General features: G+C 63.8%; 25 protein-coding genes. 14 read left to right on the top strand and 11 right to left on the bottom strand.

Annotation, left to right across the window (positions count from 1 at the left end; translation table 11 throughout):
* The first annotated feature begins 27 nt into the window (after positions 1-27).
* Both iolB and OU426_RS13680 read left to right on the top strand, forming a co-directional pair.
* Positions 28-837, top strand: a complete 810-nt coding sequence (gene iolB / locus OU426_RS13685; protein WP_267634592.1) for a 5-deoxy-glucuronate isomerase — start codon at positions 28-30, stop codon at positions 835-837.
* Between the two features lie 73 nt (positions 838-910).
* Entirely contained in the window at positions 911-1,690 is a 780-nt protein-coding gene (locus tag OU426_RS13680; RefSeq protein WP_267634591.1) for a DUF2189 domain-containing protein, read from the top strand.
* Positions 1,691-1,751: 61 nt separating this feature from the next.
* Here the strand turns inward: OU426_RS13680 and OU426_RS13675 are convergent, their stop codons facing one another.
* The 4 genes from OU426_RS13675 to OU426_RS13660 form a co-directional block, all read right to left on the bottom strand.
* Positions 1,752-2,240 (bottom strand): bactofilin family protein, encoded by a 489-nt coding sequence (locus OU426_RS13675; RefSeq protein WP_267634590.1) that lies wholly within the window; start codon positions 2,238-2,240, stop codon positions 1,752-1,754.
* Positions 2,230-3,549: a DUF5930 domain-containing protein gene (locus tag OU426_RS13670; protein WP_324289824.1), complete on the bottom strand. Its 1,320-nt coding sequence runs from the start codon at positions 3,547-3,549 to the stop codon at positions 2,230-2,232. The genes OU426_RS13675 and OU426_RS13670 overlap by 11 nt, the downstream gene beginning before the upstream one ends.
* Positions 3,550-3,709: 160 nt before the next feature.
* The gene (locus OU426_RS13665) at positions 3,710-4,537 is read right to left on the bottom strand and encodes a ferritin-like domain-containing protein (protein ID WP_267634589.1); all 828 of its coding nucleotides are present in this window, start codon (positions 4,535-4,537) and stop codon (positions 3,710-3,712) included.
* Between the two features lie 4 nt (positions 4,538-4,541).
* Complete coding sequence (locus OU426_RS13660; RefSeq protein WP_267634588.1) at positions 4,542-5,003, bottom strand: peroxiredoxin; 462 nt, start codon at positions 5,001-5,003, stop codon at positions 4,542-4,544.
* A gap of 104 nt (positions 5,004-5,107) precedes the next feature.
* On the opposite strand from OU426_RS13660, the gene OU426_RS13655 reads away from it, so the two are divergent.
* The 7 genes from OU426_RS13655 to OU426_RS13625 all read left to right on the top strand — a co-directional run bounded on the left by OU426_RS13655 (position 5,108) and on the right by OU426_RS13625 (position 16,584).
* Positions 5,108-8,473, top strand: a complete 3,366-nt coding sequence (locus tag OU426_RS13655) for a YhdP family protein (protein WP_267634587.1) — start codon at positions 5,108-5,110, stop codon at positions 8,471-8,473.
* Positions 8,474-8,477: 4 nt separating this feature from the next.
* Entirely contained in the window at positions 8,478-9,530 is a 1,053-nt protein-coding gene (gene queA, locus OU426_RS13650) for a tRNA preQ1(34) S-adenosylmethionine ribosyltransferase-isomerase QueA (RefSeq protein ID WP_267634586.1), read from the top strand.
* A gap of 88 nt (positions 9,531-9,618) precedes the next feature.
* Positions 9,619-10,887 carry an MFS transporter gene (locus OU426_RS13645; RefSeq protein WP_267634585.1) on the top strand — a complete coding sequence of 423 codons (1,269 nt, stop codon included), beginning with the start codon at positions 9,619-9,621 and terminating at the stop codon, positions 10,885-10,887.
* Between the two features lie 56 nt (positions 10,888-10,943).
* A complete protein-coding gene (locus OU426_RS13640; protein ID WP_267634584.1) occupies positions 10,944-11,513 on the top strand; it encodes a DUF924 family protein in 570 nt (189 codons plus the stop codon).
* A 100-nt stretch (positions 11,514-11,613) separates the two neighbouring features.
* Positions 11,614-13,005 carry a dihydrolipoyl dehydrogenase gene (gene lpdA, locus OU426_RS13635; RefSeq protein WP_267634583.1) on the top strand — a complete coding sequence of 464 codons (1,392 nt, stop codon included), beginning with the start codon at positions 11,614-11,616 and terminating at the stop codon, positions 13,003-13,005.
* Between the two features lie 358 nt (positions 13,006-13,363).
* On the top strand, positions 13,364-16,222 hold the full coding sequence (uvrA, locus tag OU426_RS13630) for an excinuclease ABC subunit UvrA (RefSeq protein WP_267634582.1): 2,859 nt from the start codon (positions 13,364-13,366) through the stop codon (positions 16,220-16,222).
* Positions 16,219-16,584, top strand: coding sequence for a DUF4260 family protein (locus tag OU426_RS13625; RefSeq protein WP_267634581.1), 366 nt, complete (start codon positions 16,219-16,221; stop codon positions 16,582-16,584). Before uvrA ends, OU426_RS13625 begins: the two co-directional genes overlap by 4 nt.
* A gap of 59 nt (positions 16,585-16,643) precedes the next feature.
* Here OU426_RS13625 and OU426_RS13620 read toward each other — a convergent pair whose 3' ends face one another.
* The 4 genes from OU426_RS13620 to OU426_RS13605 form a co-directional block, all read right to left on the bottom strand.
* Positions 16,644-16,853, bottom strand: coding sequence for a YgaP family membrane protein (locus OU426_RS13620; RefSeq protein ID WP_267634580.1), 210 nt, complete (start codon positions 16,851-16,853; stop codon positions 16,644-16,646).
* An 81-nt stretch (positions 16,854-16,934) separates the two neighbouring features.
* The gene (locus tag OU426_RS13615; RefSeq protein ID WP_267634579.1) at positions 16,935-17,618 is read right to left on the bottom strand and encodes a Crp/Fnr family transcriptional regulator; all 684 of its coding nucleotides are present in this window, start codon (positions 17,616-17,618) and stop codon (positions 16,935-16,937) included.
* Positions 17,611-17,961, bottom strand: a complete 351-nt coding sequence (locus OU426_RS13610; protein ID WP_267634578.1) for an excinuclease ABC subunit A — start codon at positions 17,959-17,961, stop codon at positions 17,611-17,613. The genes OU426_RS13615 and OU426_RS13610 overlap by 8 nt, the downstream gene beginning before the upstream one ends.
* A gap of 189 nt (positions 17,962-18,150) precedes the next feature.
* Positions 18,151-18,780, bottom strand: coding sequence for a VPLPA-CTERM sorting domain-containing protein (locus OU426_RS13605; protein ID WP_267634577.1), 630 nt, complete (start codon positions 18,778-18,780; stop codon positions 18,151-18,153).
* Positions 18,781-19,245: 465 nt separating this feature from the next.
* Here OU426_RS13605 and OU426_RS13600 point away from each other — a divergent pair, with 465 nt between their 5' ends.
* Together OU426_RS13600 and OU426_RS13595 are read left to right on the top strand one after the other, a co-directional pair.
* On the top strand, positions 19,246-19,863 hold the full coding sequence (locus tag OU426_RS13600; RefSeq protein ID WP_267634576.1) for a VPLPA-CTERM sorting domain-containing protein: 618 nt from the start codon (positions 19,246-19,248) through the stop codon (positions 19,861-19,863).
* Positions 19,864-19,916: 53 nt separating this feature from the next.
* A complete protein-coding gene (locus OU426_RS13595; protein ID WP_267634575.1) occupies positions 19,917-20,543 on the top strand; it encodes a VPLPA-CTERM sorting domain-containing protein in 627 nt (208 codons plus the stop codon).
* Between the two features lie 72 nt (positions 20,544-20,615).
* Here the strand turns inward: OU426_RS13595 and OU426_RS13590 are convergent, their stop codons facing one another.
* Positions 20,616-22,115, bottom strand: coding sequence for a CoA-acylating methylmalonate-semialdehyde dehydrogenase (locus OU426_RS13590; RefSeq protein ID WP_267634574.1), 1,500 nt, complete (start codon positions 22,113-22,115; stop codon positions 20,616-20,618).
* 162 nt (positions 22,116-22,277) lie between these two features.
* Between OU426_RS13590 and OU426_RS13585 the strand changes: the two genes are divergently transcribed.
* From OU426_RS13585 to coaD, 3 genes are all read left to right on the top strand, one after another.
* Positions 22,278-23,165, top strand: a complete 888-nt coding sequence (locus tag OU426_RS13585) for a LysR family transcriptional regulator (protein ID WP_267634573.1) — start codon at positions 22,278-22,280, stop codon at positions 23,163-23,165.
* A 60-nt stretch (positions 23,166-23,225) separates the two neighbouring features.
* Complete coding sequence (locus OU426_RS13580; RefSeq protein ID WP_267634572.1) at positions 23,226-23,660, top strand: CBS domain-containing protein; 435 nt, start codon at positions 23,226-23,228, stop codon at positions 23,658-23,660.
* 72 nt (positions 23,661-23,732) lie between these two features.
* The gene (gene coaD, locus OU426_RS13575; RefSeq protein ID WP_267634571.1) at positions 23,733-24,239 is read left to right on the top strand and encodes a pantetheine-phosphate adenylyltransferase; all 507 of its coding nucleotides are present in this window, start codon (positions 23,733-23,735) and stop codon (positions 24,237-24,239) included.
* Here coaD and OU426_RS13570 read toward each other — a convergent pair.
* Entirely contained in the window at positions 24,226-25,134 is a 909-nt protein-coding gene (locus OU426_RS13570; protein WP_267634570.1) for an endonuclease/exonuclease/phosphatase family protein, read from the bottom strand. The two genes, coaD and OU426_RS13570, sit on opposite strands and share 14 nt — an antisense overlap.
* Before the next feature lie 52 nt (positions 25,135-25,186).
* A complete protein-coding gene (gene gap, locus OU426_RS13565; RefSeq protein ID WP_267634569.1) occupies positions 25,187-26,188 on the bottom strand; it encodes a type I glyceraldehyde-3-phosphate dehydrogenase in 1,002 nt (333 codons plus the stop codon).
* Between the last annotated feature and the right edge of the window lie 6 nt (positions 26,189-26,194).

The following is a 26,194-nucleotide window of genomic DNA, read 5'->3' as shown; positions in this document are numbered from 1 at the left end:
GTATTTATGGACAGAACGTGAGGGCAAATGAGTTTGCTTAGAAAGCCGAACGGCCTCGGCGGCAGGGTCCATGACATCACGCCCGAAAGCGCGAGCTGGGGATATGTGGGTTTCTCGCTCTACCGGTTGGCGGCGGGCGAGGCGGCGACCGAGGTCACGGGCGGGCGCGAGGCAATTCTGGTGCTGGTCGAGGGCAGGGCGGATATTTGGGCGGGCGGCGAGGCTTTTGGTGTGATGGGCGAACGGATGAGCCCGTTCGAGCGGACGCCGCCACATTGCCTGTACGTGCCGCCGGGGCGCGACTGGCGGGCACTCGCGGCGACGAATTGCACGCTTGCGGTCTGTACGGCGCCGTCGCCGGGCGGCAGGCCTGCGCAACGGCTGGGGCCTGAAGGCATTGAACTGACCCCGCGCGGGGTGGGGACCAATCAACGCTTCATCAACAATATCGCAATGGAGGGGCGCGATGTGGCCGACAGCCTTCTGGTGACCGAGGTCTTTACGCCAGCAGGGCACTGGTCCTCCTATCCGCCGCACCGCCATGACGAGGATGATTTCCCGCGCATGACCTATCTGGAGGAGACCTACTATCACCGGCTGAGGCCTTCGCAGGGCTTCGGCATCCAGAGGGTCTATACCGAGGACGGCAGTCTCGATGAGACCATGGCACTGCAGGACCACGATGTGGTGCTGGTGCCGAAGGGCCATCATCCCTGTGGGGCGCCATATGGCTATGAAATGTACTATCTGAACGTGATGGCCGGGCCGCGCCGGGCCTGGCGGTTCGCGAACGATCCTGCGCATGGCTGGATAGCGGAGCGCGACAGCGCCGTTTGAGGCGTCTTGGAAGGCCTTGCCCGCGCGCGCCGCGCGCCGTAGCGTCGGGCTCAGGACGCGGAAGGGAGGAAAGATGAGCGAACCGGAGACGGGCGGCGACGCCCTGCCGGAGGCGCGTTCCGTGGGCATGGGCGCGATCGGCGCCGCCCTTGGTGCGGGCTTGCGGGATTTTCGCAGGGCGCCCGCCTTCGGGCTGTTCTTCAGCGCGGTCTATGTGTTGGGTGGCTGGCTCCTGCTTGCGGTGGCGAGTGCTGCGGGGCGGGAATGGTGGCTTATTCCGGTGGTGGCGGGCTTTCCGTTGCTGGGGCCGTTCACCGCTGTCGGGCTTTACGAGGTCAGCCGCCGGATAGAGGCAGGCGAGCGGCTGGACTGGCCGGGTGTTCTGTCAACGATCTTCAGGCAGAAGGACCGGCAATTGCCGTCGATGACGGCGGTGATCCTGGTCTTGTTCCTTTTCTGGATCTTCGTTGCGCACACGATGTTCGCGCTTTTTCTAGGGCTGACGCCCGCCTCGGTGACAGCCGGGGCCGGGCCGCTCGATTTCCTCATGCAGGGCAAAGGGCCCCTGATGCTGCTGATCGGAACGCTGGTGGGGGCGGGGTTCGCGGGCGTTCTCTTCGGTATGGTGCTGGTAGGTCTGCCGGTGCTTCTCGACCGCGAGGTCGATTTCATCTCGGCCATCATCCTCAGCTTTCAGGCGGCGGCGCTGAATTTCTGGCCGATGCTTGGCTGGGGCCTGACGATCACGGCACTCCTGTTGGCGGGGATGGCGCCCCTGTTCCTTGGGCTTCTGGTGGTGCTGCCGGTTCTTGGCCATGCGAGCTGGCACATGTACCGGGCGCTGACGGAATAGACCTTAACGAAAAAGGGCACCGCCCCCGCAGTGCCCTCAAGAGACGCTCGTGTGTCGCGGTTTATTCGACGGGCTGTGCCGCAATCTGCTTGACGCCGCCGGTGCCGATCGGATCGTCCTGACGCTGCACCGACCCTTCGAAATGCGCGCCGGATTCGATGGCGATCGTCTTGTGGATGATGTCGCCCTCGACGCGGGCGGTCGAGGTCAGGCGGACCTTGAGGCCGCGCACCCGGCCGACGACGCGGCCATTGACCACGACGTCATCGGCGACGATCTCGCCCTTGATCGTGGCGCTTTCGCCCACGGTCAGGAGGTGGGCGCGGATATCGCCCTCGACGGTGCCCTCGATCTGGATATCGCCGGTGGTCTTGATATTGCCGGTCACCACCAGATCGGTCGAGAGGATCGACGGCGCGGGCTTGGCCTTGGGCGCAGACGGGGTCGAAAAATCGTAGGCGGGTTTGGTCACCGGAAGGCTCTCCGCTTTCGGTTTATCGGCATCGGCGGCCTTGGGGCCAGGTTCGTTGATCTTGCTTCTAGAAAACATTGGTCGCTGCCTTGATGAAGGTCATGGGGTTTACAGCGGAACCGGACACGCGCACTTCATAGTGAAGATGGGTGCCGGTCGAGCGTCCGGTATTCCCCATATCACCGATCCTCTCGCCGCGCGAGACCTTTTGACCCTTCTCAACCCGGACCTTGGAGAGATGGCCGTAGCGGGTGACGAATCCGTAGGGATGGCGGATCTCAACCATGTTGCCATAGCCGTTTTCCCAGCCTGCATGGGTCACGACCCCATCGGCGGTCGCATAAATCGGTGATCCATGTGCGCCTGCGAGGTCAATGCCTTCGTGCATGCGGCCCCAACGGCGGCCGAAGCCCGATGTGTAGCGGAACGAGGTCTTGACCGGAATCGCGAGCGGGGTCTTGTCGACGGCGATGCGGTAGAGGTTGAGATTGTCGAGCCCCTCGAAGATCGCTTTGGCGCGTTCGTAATCGGCCTTGGCCTCAGGGCTCGCGTTTGCCGGGGGCTCGATGGGCATCAGGGGGCCAAGCGGGCCGCCCTGTCCGGAATAGCCGCCGCGAACGGATTCGATCAGGCTGGCGGGGTCGATGCCGACCGAGGTGAAGACCTTGTCGAGCGGTTCCATCGAGATCGTCACCGCATCTTCGAGCTGGGCGAAGATCTCGTCGTGACGCTCTTCCATCAGCTTCATCTCGTAGGCGATGTCGTCGGCCTCTGCTTTGGCGCTGACGGCGCTGACCGCCATGCTGTCACGCTCCTCGGCGGTCTTGTCGAGTGCCGCGGTCAGGAAGGAGAGTGTCGATGCCATTTCCTCGGGTGTGGAAGCACGTTTGGACTTGCTTGTGTCACCGTTCAGGCTTGCGAGTTGTGCCTCGGCCTCCTGCCGCCCTTCGACAGCATCGTGAAGGGCCGACTGGATGAGGCCGATGCCGGTTTCCAGCTCGCGTCTTTGTTCCTCCGACGCCAGCAGCGCCGATTGCATACGCGAGACCTGTTCAAGCGCGGTAGTGAATCGTTCCTGGGCGGCGATCGCTTCGGCGGCGCGCTGGTCGCGCTCCCTCGACAGTATGTTGAGGCGGGATTCATATTCGAGGTTGGCCAGGCGCGCCCGTTCGCGCGCATCGCCCGAGCCGATCGAGTCGATCATGATGATGGCGGTGGCGAGCATCGCCCAGATGACGACGACGCCCGACGACGCGAAGATCAGCGCCTGCATCCAGGGCCGGATGCGGATGAAGCGCGTTCCCTGATCAGATTTCAGGAACAGGCGCTGTTCCGGCAGGCGCCGTTCCAGCGCCGCCGACAGGCGGTGAAGAGAAACCGGTATCACGCTCAATGTCCCGTTTGGCAGCTTGGCAGAAACATCGTCCCATTCCCCAACGGTCCGACGGCTCTTGGGTTAGCAATCGCCGGGGCCTGTCGCAAACCTTTTCCCGGGATGGCACCGGAATTGGTCGCATTTCAGCGGCATCTTGCCGACGGACGCGGCGTCAGGGGGCTGTTTCCGCCGGGTCGCGCTCGGCGAGCGGCCAGTAGAAGTCGGGCGGAAGCCCCGCTTCGGCGCGCTTTTCCTCGTTGAAGGGCGGCTTCAGGGCGCCGTGGAAATAGCGCCGGACGAGGCTGTGGAACGCGTCTTTCGGGTCGAGACCCTCGCGCCCGCAAAGCCAGTTGAACCATTTTGACCCATAGGCGACATGGCTAACCTCTTCGGCATAGATCACCTCAAGCGCGGCCACGGCCTCGGCTTCCTCGGCCTTGCGGAATATCTCGATCATGCCGGGCGTCACGTCCAGGCCGCGTGCTTCCAGCACCATCGGCACGACGGCGAGGCGGCCCTTGAGATCATCCACCGTATCTTCGGCCGCGCGCCACATGCCCGCATGGGCGGGCAGCGCACCATAGTGGCTGCCCATCCGTTCGAGGCAGTCTGAGATCAGGTTGAAATGGTTGGACTCCTCGTCGGCGGCCTTGACCCAGTCGTCAGAGAAGCCGGGTGGCATGCCCGCGCCGGTGAAACGCGCCACCATGTCCCAATGCAGATCGACGGCGTTGAGTTCGATATGGGCAAGCGCATGGAGAAGCGCGATCCTGCCCTGTGGAGAGCCGGGACGGCGGCGTGGCACATCTTTGGGCGGCAAGAGTTCCGGCCGGTCGGGGCGGGCGGGGCGCAGCGGCGGGGTGGCATGGCCGACCGGAAAGGGCGTGCCTGCCGCACGCGCAGCAAACCAGTCGGCGGCATGACGACGCGACAAAGCGCACTTCACCCGTCCGTCCGCGGTGGTCAGAACTTCGACCGCGCGCTCTGCCAGCGACAGCATCGGCTCAAAGTCCCCGCGCGGCTGCAAGCACCTCGGCGGCGTGTCCCTCGACCTTAACCTTTGGCCAGTGCGCGGCGATGTGGCCATCGCGGCCGATCAAGAAGGTCGCCCGATCGATGCCCATGTAGGTACGGCCATACATGTTTTTCTCGACCCAGACGCCGTAACGTTCGCAGGTATCGCCCGCCTCGTCCGAGGCAAGGATGATGCCGAGCCCGTGCTTGCGGCAGAACTTGTCATGCGCCTTCACGCTGTCCTTCGACAAGCCGATCACCACAGTGTCGGCGGCGGCGAACTCGGGCGCAAGCCGGGTGAAGTCGATCGCCTCGACCGTGCAGCCGGGCGTGTCGTCCTTGGGATAGAAGTAGAGTACGACCTTCCGGCCTGTGAAGTCCGCAAGCGACACGGTGCCACCGCCGTCACGCGGCAGGGAAAAGGCGGGGGCGAGGGAACCGATCTCGGTCATGACAGCAATCCTTTGCCAACGGGTGAGAGTTAGCGTTTTAATGTTCCGGACGAAAAGATAAAGGGACCGGCAGCCGGGTCTTTCCGGCCTGAGGTCCGGGCAGGATGAAAGAGAAACGGCAGGAGCAGGGCGAAGAGGCCGTGGAGCAGGATCCACCGCGGCATCGTCACTTGCGTTTCTGGGCGACGCTTGGGCTTTCCCTCTGGGCAGTCGTCGCCATTCTGGTTGGGCTCGGCCTGTCAGGCCGCAGCATTCCCTTGCCGAAACTCGTTGTCTCGGCGATCGAGACACGCGCCAACCGGGCGCTCGACGGGCAGGCGCAGCTTCGGATCGGCGATGGTGATCTGGTCGTCACCGAAGGATTCGTGCCGCAGGTGCGGCTCGGCAATGTCACTCTGATCTCAGCACGCGGCCAAAGGCTCGCACTGATCTCCGATCTTCGGACCGGTCTTGACCGCGATGCGCTTCTGTCGGGCCGCCTGCAGCCTTCGCGGATCCGGATCGACGGCGCACGAATCGCAGTGCGGCGGCTGGCCGACGGGACACTCGATATAGCGCCCGGTGCCGCCAATCTGGGCGGCGAGGCAATTGCGCCCGCCGATCTTATCGATGCGCTCGATGCGGCCTTCGCGGGGCCTGCGCTTTCCCGGCTTGAGGATGTGACGGTCGGACATGTGAACATCCTTTTCGATGATCGCCGGGCCGAACAGGTCTGGACAGTGAATGACGGGCACTTGACCCTGCGCCAGGGCGACGAGGGGCTGATCGCGAACCTCGCCTTCGCACTGGCCGGGCAATCCGCCACCTCGCTCGGCGCGATCGAGGAGAGGGGTAGCACGCCGCCGAAAGCCGAGGCGAGGGCGGAGATGGAGCTGACGACCGACCGCGCCTCGCCGGCCGCGGCGCTGAATGTGCGGCTGAGCGGCATTTCAGCCCGAGATCTCGGGCGGCAGGTGCCGGCGCTTGCCTGGCTCGCCGCGCTTGATGCGCCGATGTCCGGGACGCTCGGTACCGGTTTCGACGAGGCCGGCGATCTGCGGCCGCTTGACGTGCGTCTCGCGGTCGGTGCCGGTGCCTTGCAGCCGACCCCCGATACCGCGCCTGTCGCGTTCCGGGGGGCGACGCTTGACCTGACCTACGATCCGGCGCGCTACCGGCTCAGCCTCAACGATCTCAGGATTGACGGGAATGTGCTGCAGGCGCGGTTCGGGGGCAGTGCCTGGCTGAAGGGGATCGAGGATGGCTGGCCCGAGGCGCTGGTCGCGCAGATACGGCTCGATGATCTGCGCGCCGATCCGGAGGGCGTGTTCGCTGATCCGGTGTCGATCTCTCAGGGCGCCGCGGACCTGAAACTGACTTTCGACCCGTTTCGCCTGACCATCGGCCAACTGGCCCTCAGCGAGGGCGACCGACGAATATCCGGCAAGGGCGAAGTATCGGCAGAGGAGGATGGCTGGGCCGTTGCTTTCGACGTGGGCATCAATGCCATCGCGACGGAAAAGCTTCTGGCGCTCTGGCCGCTTGGCGCAGTGCCGAAGACGCGGGTCTGGCTGGCCGAGAATGTCGCGGCGGGCGATCTATATGACGTGAAGGCCGCGCTGCGCCTGCGCCCCGGGACCGAACCGCGCTTTGCCCTCGACTACCGGTTCCGCGAAGCGGAGGTGCGCTTCATGCGCACCCTGCCGCCGATCGTCAGCGGCGCGGGCTATGCGACGATCAGCGACAATGCCTATGTGCTGGTGGTCGAGAGGGGGCAGGTTCATGCACCCGAGGGCGGAGACCTGGATATCGCCGGATCGGTCCTGAAGGTCCCGGACATCCGGCTGAAACCCTCCCCCATCGAGATCACGCTGAAAAGCGACAGCACGATCACGGCGGCCCTGTCGATACTGGATGAACCGCCGCTCAGCCTGATGTCGAAGGCGGGCCAGCCGGTCGATCTGGCGGAAGGTCGCGCCGAGCTGACATCGGTTCTGAAATTCGTGCCGAAGCCGAAACTGCTGGTGGCCGATGTCGCGTTCGATGTCTCCGGCACATTGCTGGATGTCGACTCGGACCGAGTGGTGCCCGGTCATCTGCTTGAGGGCGCCGCGCTGACCATCGCCGCCGACAACGAGGGGATGAGCATCGGCGGCGCGGCCCGCTACGATGGCATTCCGGTTGAGGGCCTCTGGGCGCAGACCTTCGGGCCGGAGGCGAAAGGGCGCTCGGTGGTGGACGGCAAGATCGCCATCACGCCCGACACGCTGAAACGGTTGTCGATTGCGTTGCCCGATGGCGCGGTGAAGGGCGAGGGTTGGGGGACATTCCACCTCGACCTTGCAAAGGACGCGGCGACCGCCTTCCGGCTCAACAGCGATCTGGCGGGGCTTACGCTTGCGATCCCGGAGGTGGGCTGGTCGAAGGTCGCGAAAACCCGGGGCGAACTGAAGATATCGGGCGCGTTGGGCAAGCCGGTGCGGGTCGATGCACTCTCGTTCGACGCGGGCGGGCTGAAGGCCGCGGGCAAGATCACGCTCGGCGCCGACGGCGCTTTCGAGACGGCGCGCTTTCCGGAGGTGACGCTGGGCGACTGGTTCACCGGCGATGTGACGCTGAAGGGCCGGGGGGCGGGGAAATCCGTGGGGCTGACGGTCTCGGGCGGCAGCGCCGACATGCGGCGCGCGACTTTCGGGGGCAGCGGCGGCGCGCGTGGCGACCGGCCGCCGCTTGAGATTGCGCTTGATCAGTTGCGGATCAGTTCGGGCCTGGCGATCACCGGTTTCAAGGGCAGTTTCACGGCCGGGGGCGCCGGTCTGTCGGGCGCATTCGCGGGGCTCGTGAACGGCCGCGCGCCGATCACGGGCGAGGTCGTGCCCGATCCAGGCGGTCGTTCGGCCTTTCGTGTGCGGTCGGATGACGCCGGACGGGCCATGGCGGCGGCTGGCATTTATGAAAGCGGCCGGGGCGGGCGGCTGGAGCTGACGCTCAGGCCGGTGGGGGTGGCGGGCAGCTATGACGGGGCGCTGGGCATCCGGAATATCCGCATCGTCGGCGCCCCGGCGCTGGCGGGGCTTCTGAACGCGATCTCCGTCGTCGGGCTGATCAGCGAACTGCAGGGCGACGGCATCATCTTCACCGACGTGGCGGGCCGCTTCCGCCTGACACCCGAGGCCATCGAGATACAGGAAGGGTCTGCCATCGGTCCCTCGCTTGGCGTTTCCGCGGCGGGGCTCTACTGGTCGGGCGAGGGGCGGTTCGATCTGCAGGGCGTCATCTCGCCGCTGTATCTGGTGAATGGCATAGGCCAGATCTTCTCGCGCCAGCGTGACGGGCTCTTCGGCTTCAACTATACGCTCAAAGGCACGCGCGAATCGTTCACCGTCGGGGTTAATCCCCTGTCGATCCTGACGCCGGGCATGTTCCGCAATCTCTTCCGCAAGGCGCCGCCAAGCCTGCCGGGGGCCCAATCCGAAAGCCCGGGCGGCTGAGCGCATGAAACTTTCCGATTTCGATTTCGACCTGCCCGAGGGGCTGATCGCCACGCGGCCCGCGCGGCCGCGCACGGCGGCGCGGCTGCTGCTCGCAACGGGTGACGCGATCGCCGACCGCCATGTGCGCGATCTGGTCGATATTCTGAGGCCGGGCGACCGGTTGGTCCTGAACGACACGCGCGTTATCCCCGCGCGTCTGTCGGGTGAGAGGCACCGGACGACCGGGCAGGGCGAGGCGGTGGCAAAGGTCGAAGTTACCCTGCTGGAGCCGCGTCCGCACGGGCGCTGGGCGGCGCTGGCAAAGCCGCTTCGCAAGCTGAAGGAGGGCGAAGACATCCGTTTTTCCGCTACCCTCTCGGCGCGCGTCGAAGCAATTGCCGACGGGCAGATGGAGATCGCCTTCAATATGACGGGCGCCGATTTCGACGCGGCGCTCGCCGAGGCGGGCGACATGCCCCTGCCGCCTTATATCGCGGCGCTGCGGGCGCCGGACGCGCAGGACCGCGAGGACTACCAAACTGTCTGGGCGCGCAAGGCGGGCGCGGTCGCCGCCCCCACAGCCTCGCTGCACTTCGATGACACCCTGTTGGCGGCGTTGGCGGCGAAGGGTGTAGCCTTCACCCATGTCACCCTGCATGTCGGCGCGGGCACCTTTCTGCCGGTGAAGGTCGAGGATGTGACGACCCACCGGATGCACGCCGAGTGGGGCGAGGTGACCGAAGAGGCCGCGGCTGAGATCAACGCCACCAAAGCAGCGGGCGGGCGAGTGATCCCGGTCGGCACCACGGCGCTCAGGCTGATCGAAAGCGCCGCGCGGTCGGGCCGGGTGGAGCCGTGGCAGGGACCAACCGACATCTTCATCTACCCTGGCTTCGCCTTTCAGGTCACAGACGGGCTGATGACCAATTTCCACCTGCCGAAATCGACGCTGCTGATGCTGGTCTCGGCGCTCATGGGGCAGGAGCGCATCCGGCGCATCTATGCCCATGCGGTTGCCTCGGGCTATCGCTTCTTCTCTTACGGCGACGCCTCGCTTCTTCTGCCCGGCGGCTGACGAAAACCGCCGCCGCCCGGTCGCCTTTCTGCTGGCCAAGCGCGAAATCCTCCCGCACCATTCACTCGAAAACCGAAAGACCCGTCCGATGCTCTTCGTCCTGCGCAATTCCTGGGCCCTCCTCCTTGGCGTGATGCTTCTGATGCTCGGCAACGGGTTGCAGGGCACGCTTCTCGGCATCCGCGGCAAGATCGAGGGCTTCACGGCGGTCGAGATGTCCTATGTGATGTCGGGCTATTTCGTGGGCTTCCTCTTCGGCTCTCGCATGACGCCCGAGATGATCCGCCGCGTCGGACATGTGCGGGTCTTCGCGGCGCTGGGGTCGGTCATTTCCGCCGCGCTCATCCTCTATCCGGTGGCGCCGCACTGGGTGGTCTGGACCGTCCTCAGGATCGCCATCGGCTTTTCCTTCTGCGGCGTCTATATCACCGCGGAGAGCTGGCTGAACGCCTCGACCACGAACGAGACGCGCGGCCAGGCTTTGTCAGCTTATATGATCATGCAGATGATCGGCATCATCGCAGCGCAGGCGCTCCTCAATTTCCGCGATCCGGGCGGGTTCGACCTGTTTGTGATCTCCTCGGTGCTCGTGTCGCTCGCCTTTACACCGATCCTCCTGTCGGGCAGCCAGGCGCCTGCGTTCGAGCGTATTCAGCCTCTGTCGATCAAACGCCTTTTCGTGACCTCCCCCCTTGGCTGTGTCGGCATGTTCCTGATGGGAGGCATTTTTGCAGCGCAGTTCGGCATGTCGGCGGTCTGGGGGTCTGAGGTGGGGCTGTCGGTCCGCAATATCTCGATCTTCATCGGTTCGATCTATGTGGGTGGGCTGGTCCTGCAATATCCGATCGGCTGGGCGTCGGACCGGATGGACCGGCGCCAGCTGATCCTCGGGCTCGCGGTGGTGGGGGCAGCGGTCGCCTTCGCAGGCATGGCCCTGCCCTGGACGCTGGGGGTGCTTGTCGGCATCGGCTTCATCTGGGGCGGCATTTCGAACCCGCTCTATTCACTGCTCGTGGCCTATGTGAACGATTATCTCGACGGGTCGGAGATGGCGGGGGCCTCGGCCGGCCTGATGTTCATCAACGGCCTCGGCGCGATCGGCGGGCCGCCGGTGATCGGCTGGTTCATGGGGCAGTCGGGGCCGACCGGCTATTTCCTCTTCGTGGCACTCCTCTTCGTGATGATGGCGCTCTATTCGCTCTGGCGGATGACGCGGCGTGCCGTCCATGTAGAAGCGCGCGGCCGATTCCGGACACTGGCACCGACCGCCGGCGCCGTGGCCGTCGAGGCCGCGGTCGAGGCCGCTGCCGTGCCGGAGGGCGAGTCGTACACCCCTGCCGGTCCCGCGCAAAGCTGACGGCTAGCCTTTCGCAGGCAAACCTGCGAGGCTTTCCCTGAAAGGGAGGGAAGCCGATGCAGTTGCAGACCGATGTCCTGCGTTTCTGGCTGGAAGAGGTGGGGCCCGAGGGCTGGTATGTTGCCGACCCTGAGATTGATGGCGCGATCACCGCCCGGTTCGGAACGCTCTGGGAAGAGCTGCGGGGCGGCGCGCATGAGATCTGGGGCGAAAGCGCCGAAGGTGCACTCGCCTATCTGATCGTCGCCGACCAGTTTTCCCGAAACATGTTCCGCGGCCGGCCAGAAGCTTTCGCGACCGACGAACTGGCCCGGCAGATGGCGCGGCGAGCGGTGGTGGCCGGGCAGGATCTGACCGTGAAGGAGCCTGAGCGGGTCTTCTTCTACATGCCTTTTGAACATTCCGAAGCTTTGGCCGACCAGGACTGGTCTGTCGCGCTTCTGGAAGCGCGCATCGGCCCCCTGAGCAACTACACGCTGCACGCCCGCGCCCATCGCGAGGTCATTAGGCGCTTTGGCCGCTTTCCCTTCCGCAATGTCGCCCTGTCGCGTGGCTCCACGCCCGAGGAAGAGGTATTCCTGACCCAGGGGGGCTATGGCGCCATCGTGCGGGAATTGGGCGGATAGCTATGCGCGAGGCGCAGATCAGACCCTAAAACTACGCAAGTTGATCGGAATAGAAAAGTAGTTTAATGGCAAACTACTTTTTCTGAGGGAGGAAAGTGACGTGGCCCAGAGCTTTGATGTCATCGTGATCGGCGCCGGTCCCGGCGGGTATGTGGCTGCGATCCGCGCCGCTCAGCTTGGCCAGAAGGTCGCCATCGTCGAGCGCGAACATCTTGGCGGTATCTGCCTGAACTGGGGTTGCATCCCCACGAAGGCGCTGCTGCGCTCGGCCGAGGTCTTCCACCTCATGCACCGCGCCAAGGAATTCGGGCTGAAGGCCGAGGGCATCGGTTATGATCTCGATGCCGTGGTCGCCCGTTCGCGCGGGGTGGCCAAGCAATTGTCGGGCGGGATCGGTCATCTGATGAAGAAGAACAAGGTCACCGTCTTCATGGGCGCCGCGACCCTGCCGAAGAAAGGTACGGTCAGCGTCAAGACCGACAAGGGGACCGAGGAACTGACGGCCAAGGCGATCATCCTGGCGACCGGCGCGCGGGCCCGTGAACTGCCGGGGCTCGAGGCCGACGGCGATCTCGTCTGGACTTACAAGCACGCGCTGCAACCGAAGCGCATGCCGAAGAAACTGCTGGTGATCGGTTCGGGCGCCATCGGCATCGAGTTCGCCTCTTTCTTCAACACTCTCGGCGCCGAAACGACCGTGGTTGAGGTGCTGGACCGGGTGCTGCCGGTCGAGGATGCAGAAATCTCGGCCTTCGCCAAGAAGAGCTTCGTGAAGCAGGGGATGAAGATCTTCGAGAAAACCACGGTCAAGAAGCTTGACCGTTCGCCCGGCAAGGTCGTGGCCCACCTGGAATCGAACGGCCAGACCACAACACAGGACTTCGATACAGTCATCTCGGCGGTCGGAATCGTCGGGAACGTGGAAGGTCTGGGGCTTGAGGCGCTGGGCGTGAAGATCGACCGCACTCATGTGGTGACCGACGAATTCTGCCGGACCGGGATCGAGGGCCTTTATGCGATCGGCGATATCGCTGGCGCGCCCTGGCTGGCACACAAGGCGAGCCATGAAGGCGTGATGGTTGCCGAACTGATCGCGGGCAAGCATCCCCATCCGATCAAACCGAATTCCATCGCCGGTTGTACCTATTGCCATCCGCAGGTCGCGTCCGTTGGACTGACCGAGGCAAAAGCCAAGGAAGCCGGATTCGAGATCAAGGTCGGCCGCTTCCCATTCATCGGCAACGGCAAGGCTATCGCGCTGGGGGAAGCCGAAGGCTTGATCAAGACCGTCTTTGACGCCAAGACCGGTGAGCTTCTGGGCGCGCATATGGTCGGCGCGGAAGTGACCGAACTGATCCAAGGTTATGTCGTTGGCCGGTCCCTTGAAACGACCGAGGGCGAGTTGATGGAAACCGTCTTCCCGCATCCGACGCTGAGCGAAATGATGCACGAGGCGGTGCTCGACGCCTACGGCAGGGCGATCCATATCTGAGGCCAAAGCCGGGGGCTTCGCGCCCCCGGACGCCATCGAGGTATTTTGGCCAACATGAAAGAGCCGCGCCCCGCCTCGGGCGACCTGGGTCGCGGAGGCGGGACGCTTTCACCTTGGGCGGTCATCGGCGCCTCCGCCTGTACCGCAAGGCCAATATCCGCCAACACTCCTTTCATCTTGGCTAAAATACCTCGGGGGTCGCCTTTGGTGCGCCATTGGTCCGAGCGCAAATGGCGACGGGGCAGAGCCCCCGCGAGAGCTCGGCAAAGCGCACAGTGTTCGCTTTAAGTTCTCATTTTCCAGTTGGAGACTCGGCCGCTCTGCACTATCTGTTAACCGCTGAACCCCGGGGACGCATATGGCCGAGCAGAAATTCATCGAGGTGCGCGGGGCGCGCGAACATAACCTCAAGAATGTCGATGTGGAGATTCCACGCGACAAGCTGACGGTGATCACCGGGCTTTCGGGGTCTGGCAAGTCGTCGCTCGCCTTCGACACGATCTATGCAGAAGGGCAAAGGCGCTATGTCGAAAGCCTGTCGGCCTATGCCCGGCAGTTTCTGGACATGATGGGCAAGCCGGATGTCGATCATATCTCGGGTTTGAGCCCTGCGATTTCCATCGAACAGAAGACGACCTCGAAGAACCCGCGCTCGACCGTGGGCACCGTGACTGAAATTTACGATTACCTGCGTCTGCTTTTTGCCCGCGTGGGGGTACCCTACAGCCCCGCTACCGGCAAGCCGATCACCGCGCAGCAGGTGCAGGACATGGTCGATCAGGTGATGGCGCTGCCCGAAGGCACGCGGGGTTATCTGTTGGCGCCCGTGGTCCGCGACCGCAAGGGCGAATACCGCAAGGAATTCCTCGATTGGCGCAAACAGGGGTTCCAGCGGGTAAAGGTGAACGGCCAGTTCTATGAGTTGGAGGAGCCGCCGACCCTCGACAAGAAGTTCCGTCAGGACATCGACGTGGTCGTCGACCGGATCGTGGTGCGCGAGGGGCTTGAAACCCGGCTTGCCGACAGTTTCCGCACCGCGCTGAACCTCGCTGACGGGATCGCGGTTCTGGAAACCGCGCCGGCAGAGGGCGATCCGGAGCGGATCACTTTCAGCGAGAAATTCGCCTGCCCGGTGTCAGGCTTCACCATCCCGGAAATCGAGCCGCGGCTCTTTTCCTTCAACGCCCCCTTCGGCGCCTGTCCGTCCTGCGACGGGCTTGGGGTTGAGCTCTTCTTCGACGAACGACTCGTTGTACCCGACGTCACGCTGAAGCTGAAGGACGGCGCGCTCGCCCCCTGGTCCAAGACCAAGACGCCCTATTTTCTGCAGACCATCGACGCAATGGCGCGGCATTACGGGTTCGATGCCAAGAAGCCGTGGAAGGACCTGCCGGAAAAGGTGCGGAACATCTTCCTTTATGGATCAGAGGGCGAAGAGATCGCCTTCCGCTTTGACGAGGGCGGCCGGGTCTATGAGGTGACGCGCACTTTCGAAGGGGTGATCCCCAATCTCGAACGTCGCTATCGCGAGACCGACAGCGCCTGGTCACGCGAGGAGATGGAGCGGTTCCAGAACAACCGCCCGTGCGGCACCTGCGGCGGCCACCGGCTGCGGCCTGAGGCTTTGGCGGTGAAGATCGCGGGCCTGCATGTCGGCGAGGTGGTGCAGATGTCGATCCGCGAGGCTTACGCCTGGATCGACACGGTGCCCGCCCGCCTGACCGGCCAGCAGAATGAAATCGCCCGGCTGATCCTGAAGGAGATCCGCGAACGACTGGGGTTTCTGAACAATGTGGGCCTCGACTATCTGACTCTGTCGCGCGCTGCGGGAACTCTGTCGGGTGGCGAAAGCCAGCGCATTCGCCTCGCCAGCCAGATCGGATCGGGGCTGACCGGCGTGCTCTATGTGTTGGACGAACCCTCCATCGGCCTGCACCAGCGCGACAATGACCGGCTTCTGACGACGCTCAAGAACCTGCGCGATCAGGGCAACACGGTGCTCGTGGTCGAGCATGACGAGGAAGCGATCCGCGAGGCCGACTATGTGCTGGATATCGGGCCAGGAGCCGGGGTGCACGGCGGCCAGATCATTGCGCGCGGCACGCCAGGGGAGATCGCGGCGGATGCGGCCTCGATCACCGGCCAGTATCTCTCCGGCAAGCGCGAGATTGCGGTGCCGAAACAGCGGCGCGACGGCAATGGCAAGAAGCTGACCGTAGTGAAAGCAACCGGTAACAACCTGAAAGAGGTGACGGCCGAGTTCCCCTTGGGCAAATTTGTCTGCGTGACCGGCGTGTCGGGCGGCGGCAAGTCGACACTGACCATCGAGACCCTCTACAAGAATGCCGCGCTGAAGCTGAACGGCGCGCATGAGACGCCGGCGCCCTGCGAGACGATCAAGGGGTTCGAACATCTCGACAAGGTCATCGACATCGACCAGCGCCCGATCGGCCGCACACCCCGGTCAAATCCCGCGACCTACACCGGCGCCTTCACGCCCATCCGTGACTGGTTCGCGGGCCTGCCCGAGGCCAAGGCCCGCGGCTATCAGCCGGGGCGCTTTTCCTTCAACGTCAAGGGCGGGCGCTGCGAGGCCTGTCAGGGTGACGGGCTGATCAAGATCGAGATGCATTTCCTGCCCGACGTCTATGTGACCTGTGAAACCTGCAAGGGCCATCGCTACAACCGCGAGACTTTGGAGATTCATTTCAAGGGCAAGTCGATTGCTGACGTTCTGGAAATGACGGTCGAGGACGCGCAGGACTTCTTCAAGGCGGTGCCCGCGATCCGCGAGAAGATGGATGCTCTGGTGCGTGTCGGTCTTGGCTATATCAAGGTCGGTCAGCAGGCGACGACCCTGTCGGGCGGTGAGGCGCAACGGGTGAAGCTGTCAAAGGAACTCAGCCGTCGTTCGACCGGCCGCACGCTCTATATCCTGGATGAGCCGACCACGGGCCTGCATTTTGAGGATGTGAGGAAGCTTCTGGAGGTGCTGCACGAGTTGGTGGAGCAGGGCAATACGGTGGTGGTGATCGAGCATAACCTCGACGTGATCAAGACCGCCGACTGGATCATCGACATCGGCCCCGAGGGCGGCGACGGCGGCGGGCGGATCGTTGCGACCGGTACGCCGGAAGAGGTGGCGAAGGTCGCTGAAAGCCATACAGGCCACTACCTTGCCCCGATGCTAAAAGCCCGCCGGGTGGCGGCGGAATGACCACGGTAGCCTGGCAGAGGCTGGAAGGCGCGCTGGCCTTCGTCGGGGCCACGCTCTGGCTCTGGGCGCGTGCGCCCGGCTGGCCCTGGTGGCTCTGGCCGATTCTGGCGCTTTTGCCCGACCTGGCGATCGTCTTCTATCTGGCGGGTTCGCGCATAGGCGCGCTTTTCTATAATGGCGCGCATCTTTATGCAGGCGGGCTGATCCTTGGCGGTATCGGCCATGCGTTCGGCATGGACGTGACGGTCACTGACCTCGGGCTGATCTGGATCGCCCATGTCGGGTTCGACCGGATGCTCGGCTATGGGCTCAAGGAAGTCAGCGACTTCCACGACACCCATCTCGCCCGGATCGGCCGATAGGGCAGGGCGGTGGCTGCACCCGATATTCCCGTCGCTCAGGTCGGATGCAGCGCGATGGATCAGCTCTGCTTCAGCGGGCAGGTGTTCAGGCCGAGCAGGGAATAGAGCGGACAGGTCCGCATGAGGCCGGTTACAAGCGCCACCAGCCCGAGGACCAGCGGAACCCAGCGCCAGCCGTAGCCCGGCGCGAAGTACCATAGCGCAATCAGCGCGAGGCCGAGAAGGATGCGGATCGCGCGGTCCGCCTGGCCGACATTGGTCTTGAACATGAGTGCCTCCATCCAGTGTGTTTGTCGGAGGTGAGTATCGGTCAAAGGCTGACACCTGTCGGTGATAAGGTCACCAACCGGTCAGTCGACCCCTGTGGCAAGGCGCCGCAGGGCGGCGATGTCCGTGATCCGAACCGCGCCACGTTCGGTGGTCACTAGGCCCTGGCGCGCGAAGGTTTCCAGCCGCCGCGAGATCACTTCGCGGGCCGAGCCGATGGCTGTGGCCAGTTCCTGATGGGTGCTGCGGACCAGATCGCCCTCGGCGCGGGAAAGGAGCGCCTCGGCCAGCCGCGCCTCGATCCTGAGGAACGCCACGCGTTCAAGCACCTGCATCATCGATTGCATCCGTTGCGCGAAGGCGGAAAAGACGAAGCTGCGGAAGGGGGCCGATCCGGCCATGAGGGCCAGAAACCGCTCTTTCGGGATGATGACGGCGCGCAGATCGGTGACGGCGATCGCCTCGCCCGAATAATCCTCGCCGCCCAGCAGCCCGAGCGTGGTCTGCACGCAACTGCTGCCCGGTTCAACCGGATAGAGCAGGATCTCGCGGCCGTTCGGGCCGGTCAGGAAGACTTCGATCCTGCCGTCGAGCAGAATGATGAAACCACGCGCGCTGTCGCCGGGGTGGAAGAGGATCGTCCCCTTTCCAATGGCCGTGACCGGGAGATCGGCGAGCGCGTCGCGGCTTTCCCTGTCGAGGCCACTCAGGACGGCGGCCTCTCTGATCCAAAGCTGCCCGCTGGGCTCAGTCCTGGGCTCAGTCAAGGATCGCGTCGATGGCATTGAGGACGGTGACGACGGTATAGGTCGCCTCGTCCACCACCATCACCCGGTTCCCGACGATGACATAGCGTTGGCCGGGGTCAAGCGGCGGCAGGCCGTAGCGATCGGGATAGCGGATGCGGTGATAGTCCTCGTCACCGACATAGTCGCCGCGATCCCAATGCCGGACCCCTTTCTTGGCGAGCCCCGGCGGAACGCAGGGCACCGCTTTCTTCGCAAGACCGGGTGGGCAATGGCCCTTTTCGGCGAGGGCCCCCTCGGCAGACAGCGTCAGGAGCAGGAGAGCGCTGCTGGCGGCCGTCAGGACAAATCGTTTCGTTAACACTTGGAACTCCGGTTCTCTGGTAGTTGGCCCTGTCAAATCCTCAATACCGCAGGGAACGATACGGTTCCATAATCCCGCGCGGAATGGCCCTTTCCACCGTGAAAGTCGGCGAAACTCTGCCGCTTTGTGGACTTTCGCAAAGGAAAAGGGCGGGTCCGAGACCCGCCCCTTTCCAGTTTGTCTTGCGTTTCAGGCTGCCCTGCGCCGCCGCGCCGCGAGGCCGAGGCCCCCGAGCGCACCAAAGAGCAGGAAGCCCGCTGCCGGTACCGGAACCGGGCTAGGCCCGTACTTGGTCGAACCGCCGCCGGTCAGGCCCTGAACATGGATCATCGCCGACGGATTGGAACCCGAGCCGAAGAACAGGTTCGACAGCTGAGCACCGACAAGCGTGAAGGACGAGAACTCGCCCACGTTCAGGCGGTTTGCACCGCCGTTGGAATTGGAGGTCGCCCAGTTCACGACCAGATCCCACGGGTTGAAGGGGCCGATGCCGCCGCCGAGGGTGAAGTTCGATACCTGAACGCCGCCGGTCCAGAGCAGGCTGATGCCCGACGTGGAGCCGTTGTACATCATCTGCAGCGCCGTATCGAATGTGCCAGTGCCGCCAACGATGCCGGTATTGGTGAAGACCATATCGACATTGTTGCCGTTCTGGGTGGCCGTCAGCGTCGCCAGCGTCGTCTGGCCGAGGTTGGTGCCGGTGATATATTGATCGAAGTTGACCGTCAGGGCCGAGGCGCCGGAGGCGGCGAGCCCGAGGGCAAGACCCGCGATCACGCCCGCAGCCCGCGCGCGCAGGGTCTTGATGAAACCGAACATAATTGTTCCTTTCGCACCAAATAGCTTTGGATGGTCCCCACCGCCCAAGCCGAAAAATACCCGCCACAAACTGGGCCGGAATGCCTTATTAATGCCACTTTTGCGTCACTTCGGCAACAGAATCTCGCTGTCGCGCAGGCGATGGCGCAAGTCGCCAGGTCAAAGAAACAATGCGTATATTTTTGGATATACTGGGTAAATTATCGAAACAGTTGGTCCGATCTTCCGTTACTCCAGTGACCGAACAGCCGTGCGAACATTGATTCGCCTCGACAAAAACGTACCGCGAATAACCTGTGAGCACGTGAGTTGAGCATCCCCGAAATGCCGGTAAGAAGCCAAGAAACAAGGCCCGAATCCTTATTGCCGCCACGGAATCTTCCTTAACAGGTCGTAAACGCCGGGCAGGTTGGCCCACGGTGCTCTCCGCCCGGCGGAGGGATTCGAAATGGTGGTGGAGAGATCATGGCCAAAGTACTGACGATCGCACGCGCGGCGGCTGTTGCTGCTGCAATGACGCTGATGAGCGGTGCAGCAAGCCTAGCTGCCACCATCCAGGCGACATTCAACCTCTATGGTCCCGCCTATGCGGTCGATCCGGGCCTGCAGGTCGGAACGAGCACGACGAGCGGCTCGTTCACGCTCAACCTCTCGCTCGGACAGTCGCAGATGATCAACCTCTTCAACATCTGGTCGATGGAGAACCAGGTCAATGCCGACGATTTGACGCCGCGCGCGCTGTTCGCTGACTTCACGCTTACCTCGACGGGGGCGACAGGAACCTCGACCGGCTTGGTCAACGGCTCGATCGCCTCGCCGTTTCAGTGGGGCGGGCTCACCTGGCTTTCACCGGTGATTCTGGCGGCGCCGGGTGGCAATCAGGTCGTCATCTCGCTGACGAACTCGATCTTCGGCTTTGCCAATGGACGCCTGGTCCAGGGCAGCAGCGCCGCGAGCAATGGACAGATCTTCGCGGTGGTGTCCTTCATTCCGGCGCCTGTTCCGCTGCCGGCAGCGGGTGGCCTGCTTGCACTTGCGCTCGGCGGAATTGGCCTGATGCGACGGCGCACACGCGCGGTCTGATCAGCGTATGACCGGCGCGGCAACCCGCGCCGGTTGACTTGGAGGAAAGTCATTTGATCAGTCCTTGGAAACTTCTGGCTATTATCGCCCTGTCGAATGTTGGAAGTTCGGCCAGTGCCGCCACGGTGACGTTCGACCTCACGCAATCGAGCGGCAATTCATGGCTGAGCGCGTTGAACTACACCGCACCCGGTCTCGGCATGACCGCGACAGGCGCTACGTACGACAATTTCAACAATATCAACGGCACGGCTCAGGTGCGCACTTTTGCGGGCACCGGCCTTGGTATCCGTTCCCCCGGCGACACGAACAATCAGATCGATGGGTCGGGTTCCAATGAGCTGGCGCTCTTTACCTTTAGTCAGGCGGTGACACTCCTGTCGGTCAGCTTCACGCCCAGCACAGTGGCGGCGGATGACTACTTCGACCTCTTCACCGGCAACGGCGGCCCAACGACGATCCAGTATCTCGATCTGCAGGCAGGCGCGAACTATCTTTTCCCGACGCCGCAGACGGCTGTGACCTTCGGGATCGGCGCATACTGGTCATTCTCAGAGTATTATTTGAGCTCCATTACCGTGAGCTTCCCCGACATCGCGCCGGTTCCGCTGCCTGCCGCAGGCGGCTTGCTTGCACTCGCGCTCGGCGGGATCAGCCTGATGCGGCGACGGTCGGTCTGACCGATCCGCGCGCATCGCGTCACAACAAAAAGCCGGACCAAATGGCCCGGCTTTTCGCTGTCAGGACGGCGGTCAGTCCATCTGCTTGAAGTTGAAAGCGGCACCTTCCTTGATGCCGGACGGCCAGCGCGAAGTGATGGTCTTCGTCCGCGTGTAGAAGCGGAAGGCGTCCGGCCCGTGCTGGTTCAGGTCGCCGAAGGCCGATTTCTTCCAGCCGCCGAACGTGTGGTAGGCCAGCGGCACCGGGATGGGCACGTTGATGCCGATCATGCCGACGTTCACGCGGTTCGCGAAGTCGCGCGCCGTGTCGCCGTCGCGGGTAAAGATTGCGGTGCCATTGCCATATTCATGGTCCATGGCATGGCCGAGCGCCTCTTCGTAGGTCTTGCAGCGCACGGTCGACAGGACGGGCCCGAAGATTTCCTTTTTGTAGATGTCCATGTCGGTGGTGACATGGTCGAAGAGGTGCGGGCCGACGAAGAAGCCGTTCTCGTAGCCCTGCAGGCTGAAGTCGCGGCCGTCGACCACGAGTTTGGCGCCCTGCTGGACGCCGCTTTCGACGAGCTTCAGGATATTGGCCTTGGCGGCGGCGGTGACGACGGGACCGTAGTCCACGTCATTGCCGGCGGTGTAGGGCGCGACCTTCAGCTTCTCGATGCGCGGGACGAGCTTCTCGATCAGCGCGTCAGCGGTCTTGTCGCCCACAGGCAGCGCGACCGAGATTGCCATGCAGCGTTCGCCCGCCGCGCCATAACCCGCGCCGACAAGCGCGTCGGCGGCTTGGTCCATGTCGGCGTCCGGCATGATGATCATGTGGTTCTTGGCACCGCCGAAGCACTGGACGCGCTTGCCGTTCGAACAGCCGCGGCCGTAGATGTACTCGGCGATCGGCGTCGAGCCGACAAAGCCGATGGCGCCGATTTCCGGGTTGTCGAGGATCGCGTCGACCGATTCCTTGTCGCCGTTGATGACCTGCAGGACGCCGTCGGGCAGCCCCGCTTCCTGCATCAGCTCGGCGAGCATCAGCGGCACGGACGGGTCACGTTCCGAGGGCTTAAGGATGAAGGCGTTGCCGCAGGCGAGCGCAGGACCCATCTTCCACATCGGGATCATGGCGGGGAAGTTGAACGGGGTGATCCCGGCGGCGACGCCGATCGGCTGGCGCATCGAATACATGTCGATGCCCGGGCCGGCGCTGTCGGTGAACTCGCCCTTCAGCATCTGCGGCGCGCCGATGCAGAATTCGATCACCTCAAGCCCGCGCTGGATGTCGCCCTTGGCGTCGGGGATGGTCTTGCCGTGTTCCGCGGAGAGGGCTTCGGCCAGTTTGTCCATATCGCGGTTGAGAAGCCGGACGAATTCCATCATCACGCGCGCCCGGCGCTGCGGGTTGGTGGCGCCCCATTTCACCTGAGCGTTCGCGGCGTCGGCGGTAGCGGCGTCGAGTTCAGCCTTGGAGGCCAGTGCAACGCGGGCCTGAACTTCGCCAGTGGCGGGGTTGAAGACATCGGCGAAGCGGCCGGAAGTGCCCTTCACATGCTTGCCGTTGATCCAGTGACCGATCTCTTTCATCGGAATCCTCCCTGATGTGCTGGCGACAATCTAGTCTTGCGGAAATGCTGGAAACAGAGGAAAGATTTCAAATGTGTTTTGCGTTTTTGCAAAGGTCCTGCCGTCGCATTGTATGCGGTCCGCGGGGTGCCGACGAGAAACGAAGCGGACGAGGTGGTTTGGATGGACTGGGACGATCTGCGCATCTTTCTTGCCGTTGCCCGCAGCGAAAGCCTGTCGGCTGCCGGCCGACAATTGAAGATCGACCCCGCGACCGTCGGTCGCCGCATCGCGCGGCTGGAAGAGGCAATGGGTGCACGGTTATTCGTCAAATCCCCGCAAGGTTACGCGCTGACCGAAGAAGGAACGCGGCTCTTGCCCCATGCCGAGGGCGCCGAAGGCGCGCTGGCTGGCGCCACGGAAGCCCTGTCGGCGCCGGAAGGCCTAACCGGGCAGATCCGCATTGGCGCGCCGGACGGCTGCGCGAACTATCTGCTGCCGCAGGTTCTGGCGAAGATCTGCGACGAGAACCCGGGGCTGGAAGTGCAGATCGTCGCCCTGCCGCGCGTCTTCAACCTGTCGAAGCGCGAGGCCGACATGGCGATCTCGGTCTCGGCGCCGACGGCGGGACGGCTTTCGGTGCAGAAGATCACCGACTATCACCTGCATCTTGCGGCCTCGAAGAACTATCTGGCGCGCATGGGCGCGATCCGGTCGCTGGACGATCTGAAAGGCCGGCGGATCATCGGCTATATCCCCGACATGATCTTCGACAAGGAACTGGACTATCTGGCGGAACTGGGCACCCAAGCTGTGCCGCTGGCGTCAAACTCCGTCTCGGTTCAGTTCAACTGGGTGCGGGCCGGGGCAGGGTTGGCGATCGTGCATGATTTCGCCATCCCGACGGCGCCGGAAGTGACGAAGCTGCTGGCGGCTGATTTCAGCCTGACCCGGGCCTTCTGGCTGATCCGCCATGAGGACGACCGCCGTTCGGTGCGGTTGAACCGATTTGCCGAGGCACTGGTCCAGGGAGTGAAGCGGGAGGTCACGCGTCTTGAAGCCCTGACTTGACAGAATCTGCCCCCCGGTTGACGTTGGGGACGAAAGTCCTTGCCGCTCAGGAGGTTGGCCATGCAGGTTCACCAGATTCTTCGCTCGAAGACCCAGGGGCCGATCATCACCGTTCCGCCGAGCTCGACCGTTGCGGACGCCGCGCGCCTGTTGGCGGAACGCCGGATCGGTGCCGTGATTGTGTCCGACGATGGTGCGAAACCGCTCGGCATCCTGTCCGAGCGCGACATCGTGCGCGATGTCGGGCGGCGCGGTGCGGGCTGTCTGACCGACAAGGTCGAGGCGCTGATGACCCGAAACCTCGTGTCGTGCGGCCCCGACGACAGTGCCGACAGTGTGCTGGAAAAAATGACGGCCGGACGCTTCCGTCACATGCCGGTCGTGAAGGACGGCAAGATGGTCGGCATCATCTCGATCGGTGACGTTGTCGCGGCGCGGCTTTCGGAGCTGGCGATGGAGAAGGACGCGCTGGCCGGGATGATCATGGGCAACTGACGCGGCAGTGCGGCAGGGCTTGCATTTCCCTGCGCAATAATGTTGCGTGCCGGCCAAAAAAGGGAGGTCCCCATGCGCATCGGCCTTTACCCCGGCACGTTCGATCCGATCACGCTCGGCCATACCGACATCATCCAGCGCGCCATGGCACTGGTCGACCGGCTGGTGATCGGCGTTGCGATCAACCGCGACAAGGGGCCTTTGTTTTCTCTGGAAGAGCGCGTGGCGATGGTCGAGGCGGAATGCGCCGCCATCGTCGCCAAGACCGGCGGCGAGATCGTGGTGCATCCGTTCGAGAATCTCTTGATCGACTGCGCGCGCGACGTAGGCGCAAGCGTGATCGTGCGGGGCCTGAGGGCGGTCGCCGATTTCGAATATGAATTCCAGATGGTCGGCATGAACCGCGCTATGGACGATTCGGTCGAGACCGTGTTCCTGATGGCCGACGCGAGGCGGCAGGCCATTGCCTCGAAGCTGGTGAAGGAGATCGCGCGGCTTGGCGGCGATGTTTCGCGTTTCGTGACACCGCCGGTGCGCGAGGCACTGGTCGCACGGTTCGCTCAGGCTAGGGCAAGGTGACGTCGGCGACGACCGGATAATGGTCCGAGGGCCATTGGCCAGAGAACTTCTGCCTCAGGATCGCCGGTTGGCCGGCGAAGGCCGGGCCATTCGCCAGAGCAATATGATCGATGGCGGAAAAGAGATTGATGCCGCGATTGAAATGGTAGGAAGCGCCGGAGGTCTGAGCGAAGGCCAACCCTTGCGCCTCGAAACTCCTGATGATGGCCGACCCCGCGCGCTCGTTGAGATCGCCGACAAGAATGATCGGCTCTCCGTTAGTGAGCCATGGATCGAGCCGCGCGCGGACCAGCGCGGCCGAGCGGCGGCGGTTTTCCCGGCTGGAATAGTCGAAATGCAGATTGATGACAGTGAAGGGCGGGCCACCTGCGGTCGGCGCAAAGCGCGCCCAGGAGGCGAAGGCGGGATAAGAGCCGTCGAAGGTGCGTGAATAGATCACGTCTGGCGTGTCGGAAAAGAAGAACCAGCCCTGATCGAGGAGCCTAAGCCGCGGGGTTCGATAGAAGATGGGCTGGGTCGAGGGGAAACTCCGCCAGTCGCCTGTGGCAGCGGCGCGGTAGTCGGGGTTCTCGGCCAGAAGATAGTCGCGCGCGAGATTGACCGACCCGTCATCGCCGCGCGAAAAGCTCTCCATTTCCTGATAGGCGACGATATCGGCGTCGAGCGCGCGGAAGGCCGCGCCGAAGGCGCCTTTCCGCGCCGCCCACCCCGCGACCGACCAGGGGCCGTCCTCGGCGTGCAGCAGGATGTAATGGGCATTGTGGGTCGCAACCCGCAAACTTCCCGGCGGTGGCGCGGGCAGGGGGGTGAGGCCGGAATTCCGCCACTGCGCCGCGCAGGCGATGAGCAGAAGGCCGGCAAGACCAAGCCCCAGAAGACGGACTGCGCGTTTCATGCCCTAAGACTAGCCGTGTTACCGGCCGTGGGGCAGGGGCTGCACATCACATTCAGATGAGCCGCCCCATCGCGACGGCCGTATCCGCCATCCGGTTCGAGAAGCCCCATTCATTGTCATACCAGGAGAGGATCGAGCAGAAAGTACCGTCCATAACCTTGGTCTGATCCATATGGAAGACCGAGGAATGCGGGTCATGATTGAAGTCCGACGAGACATTCTTGAACATCGTATAGCCGAGGATGCCCTTCATCGGTCCGTCGGCCGCCGCCTTGATCGCGGCGTTTATCTCCTCGACGCTCGTGGCGCGTTTGGCAAAGAACTTCAGGTCTACGACACTGACGTTCGGCGTCGGCACCCGGATCGCGAAGCCGTCGAGCTTGCCTTTCAGTTCCGGCAGCACTAGCCCCACGGCCTTCGCGGCCCCCGTCGAGGTTGGGATCATGGAAAGCGCCGCGGCGCGGGCGCGGTAGAGATCCTTGTGCATCGTGTCCAGCGTCGGCTGGTCGCCGGTATAGGAATGGATGGTGGTCATCATCCCCTTTTCGATGCCGATCGCCTCGTTCAGGACCTTGGCGACCGGCGACAGGCAGTTCGTGGTGCAGGAGGCGTTCGAGACGACGATGTCGTCCTTCGTCAGCGTCTGGTGGTTCACGCCATAGACGATAGTCCTGTCCGCACCCTCGCCGGGCGCCGAGATCAGCACGCGTTTGGAGCCGTTCTCCAGATGAGGCAGACACTTTTCCTTCGAGGTGAAGATGCCGGTGCATTCCATCACCACATCGACATGGCTCCATGGCAGGTCGGCGGGATTCTTGATCGCCGTGACCTGCATCGGGCCGCGGCCGACGTCGATCGTGGTCTCGGTCGTCGTCACTTCGGCCGGGAAGCGGCCATGGACCGAGTCAAACCGCAACAGGTGCGCATTGGTCTCGACCGGGCCGAGATCGTTGATCGCCACCACCTCGATGTCGGTGCGCCCGCTTTCGATGATGCCGCGCAGCACGTTGCGCCCGATGCGGCCAAACCCGTTGATCGCCACTTTGACTGCCATCTCCGC

The organism is Frigidibacter sp. RF13 (genome assembly GCF_026626305.1).
In the GTDB taxonomy this organism is placed as follows: domain Bacteria; phylum Pseudomonadota; class Alphaproteobacteria; order Rhodobacterales; family Rhodobacteraceae; genus TMP-24.
This window is presented reverse-complemented; position numbering and strand designations above follow the sequence as displayed.

Coding starts and splice junctions, on each gene's coding strand:
- iolB (WP_267634592.1), top strand. CDS start 28: ATGAGTTTGCTTAGAAAGCCGAACGGCCTCGGCGGCAGGGTCCATGAC.
- OU426_RS13680 (WP_267634591.1), top strand. CDS start 911: ATGAGCGAACCGGAGACGGGCGGCGACGCCCTGCCGGAGGCGCGTTCC.
- OU426_RS13675 (WP_267634590.1), bottom strand. CDS start 2,240: ATGTTTTCTAGAAGCAAGATCAACGAACCTGGCCCCAAGGCCGCCGAT.
- OU426_RS13665 (WP_267634589.1), bottom strand. CDS start 4,537: ATGCTGTCGCTGGCAGAGCGCGCGGTCGAAGTTCTGACCACCGCGGAC.
- OU426_RS13660 (WP_267634588.1), bottom strand. CDS start 5,003: ATGACCGAGATCGGTTCCCTCGCCCCCGCCTTTTCCCTGCCGCGTGAC.
- OU426_RS13655 (WP_267634587.1), top strand. CDS start 5,108: ATGAAAGAGAAACGGCAGGAGCAGGGCGAAGAGGCCGTGGAGCAGGAT.
- queA (WP_267634586.1), top strand. CDS start 8,478: ATGAAACTTTCCGATTTCGATTTCGACCTGCCCGAGGGGCTGATCGCC.
- OU426_RS13645 (WP_267634585.1), top strand. CDS start 9,619: ATGCTCTTCGTCCTGCGCAATTCCTGGGCCCTCCTCCTTGGCGTGATG.
- OU426_RS13640 (WP_267634584.1), top strand. CDS start 10,944: ATGCAGTTGCAGACCGATGTCCTGCGTTTCTGGCTGGAAGAGGTGGGG.
- uvrA (WP_267634582.1), top strand. CDS start 13,364: ATGGCCGAGCAGAAATTCATCGAGGTGCGCGGGGCGCGCGAACATAAC.
- OU426_RS13625 (WP_267634581.1), top strand. CDS start 16,219: ATGACCACGGTAGCCTGGCAGAGGCTGGAAGGCGCGCTGGCCTTCGTC.
- OU426_RS13620 (WP_267634580.1), bottom strand. CDS start 16,853: ATGTTCAAGACCAATGTCGGCCAGGCGGACCGCGCGATCCGCATCCTT.
- OU426_RS13605 (WP_267634577.1), bottom strand. CDS start 18,780: ATGTTCGGTTTCATCAAGACCCTGCGCGCGCGGGCTGCGGGCGTGATC.
- OU426_RS13600 (WP_267634576.1), top strand. CDS start 19,246: ATGGCCAAAGTACTGACGATCGCACGCGCGGCGGCTGTTGCTGCTGCA.
- OU426_RS13590 (WP_267634574.1), bottom strand. CDS start 22,115: ATGAAAGAGATCGGTCACTGGATCAACGGCAAGCATGTGAAGGGCACT.
- OU426_RS13585 (WP_267634573.1), top strand. CDS start 22,278: ATGGACTGGGACGATCTGCGCATCTTTCTTGCCGTTGCCCGCAGCGAA.
- OU426_RS13580 (WP_267634572.1), top strand. CDS start 23,226: ATGCAGGTTCACCAGATTCTTCGCTCGAAGACCCAGGGGCCGATCATC.
- coaD (WP_267634571.1), top strand. CDS start 23,733: ATGCGCATCGGCCTTTACCCCGGCACGTTCGATCCGATCACGCTCGGC.
- OU426_RS13570 (WP_267634570.1), bottom strand. CDS start 25,134: ATGAAACGCGCAGTCCGTCTTCTGGGGCTTGGTCTTGCCGGCCTTCTG.
- gap (WP_267634569.1), bottom strand. CDS start 26,188: ATGGCAGTCAAAGTGGCGATCAACGGGTTTGGCCGCATCGGGCGCAAC.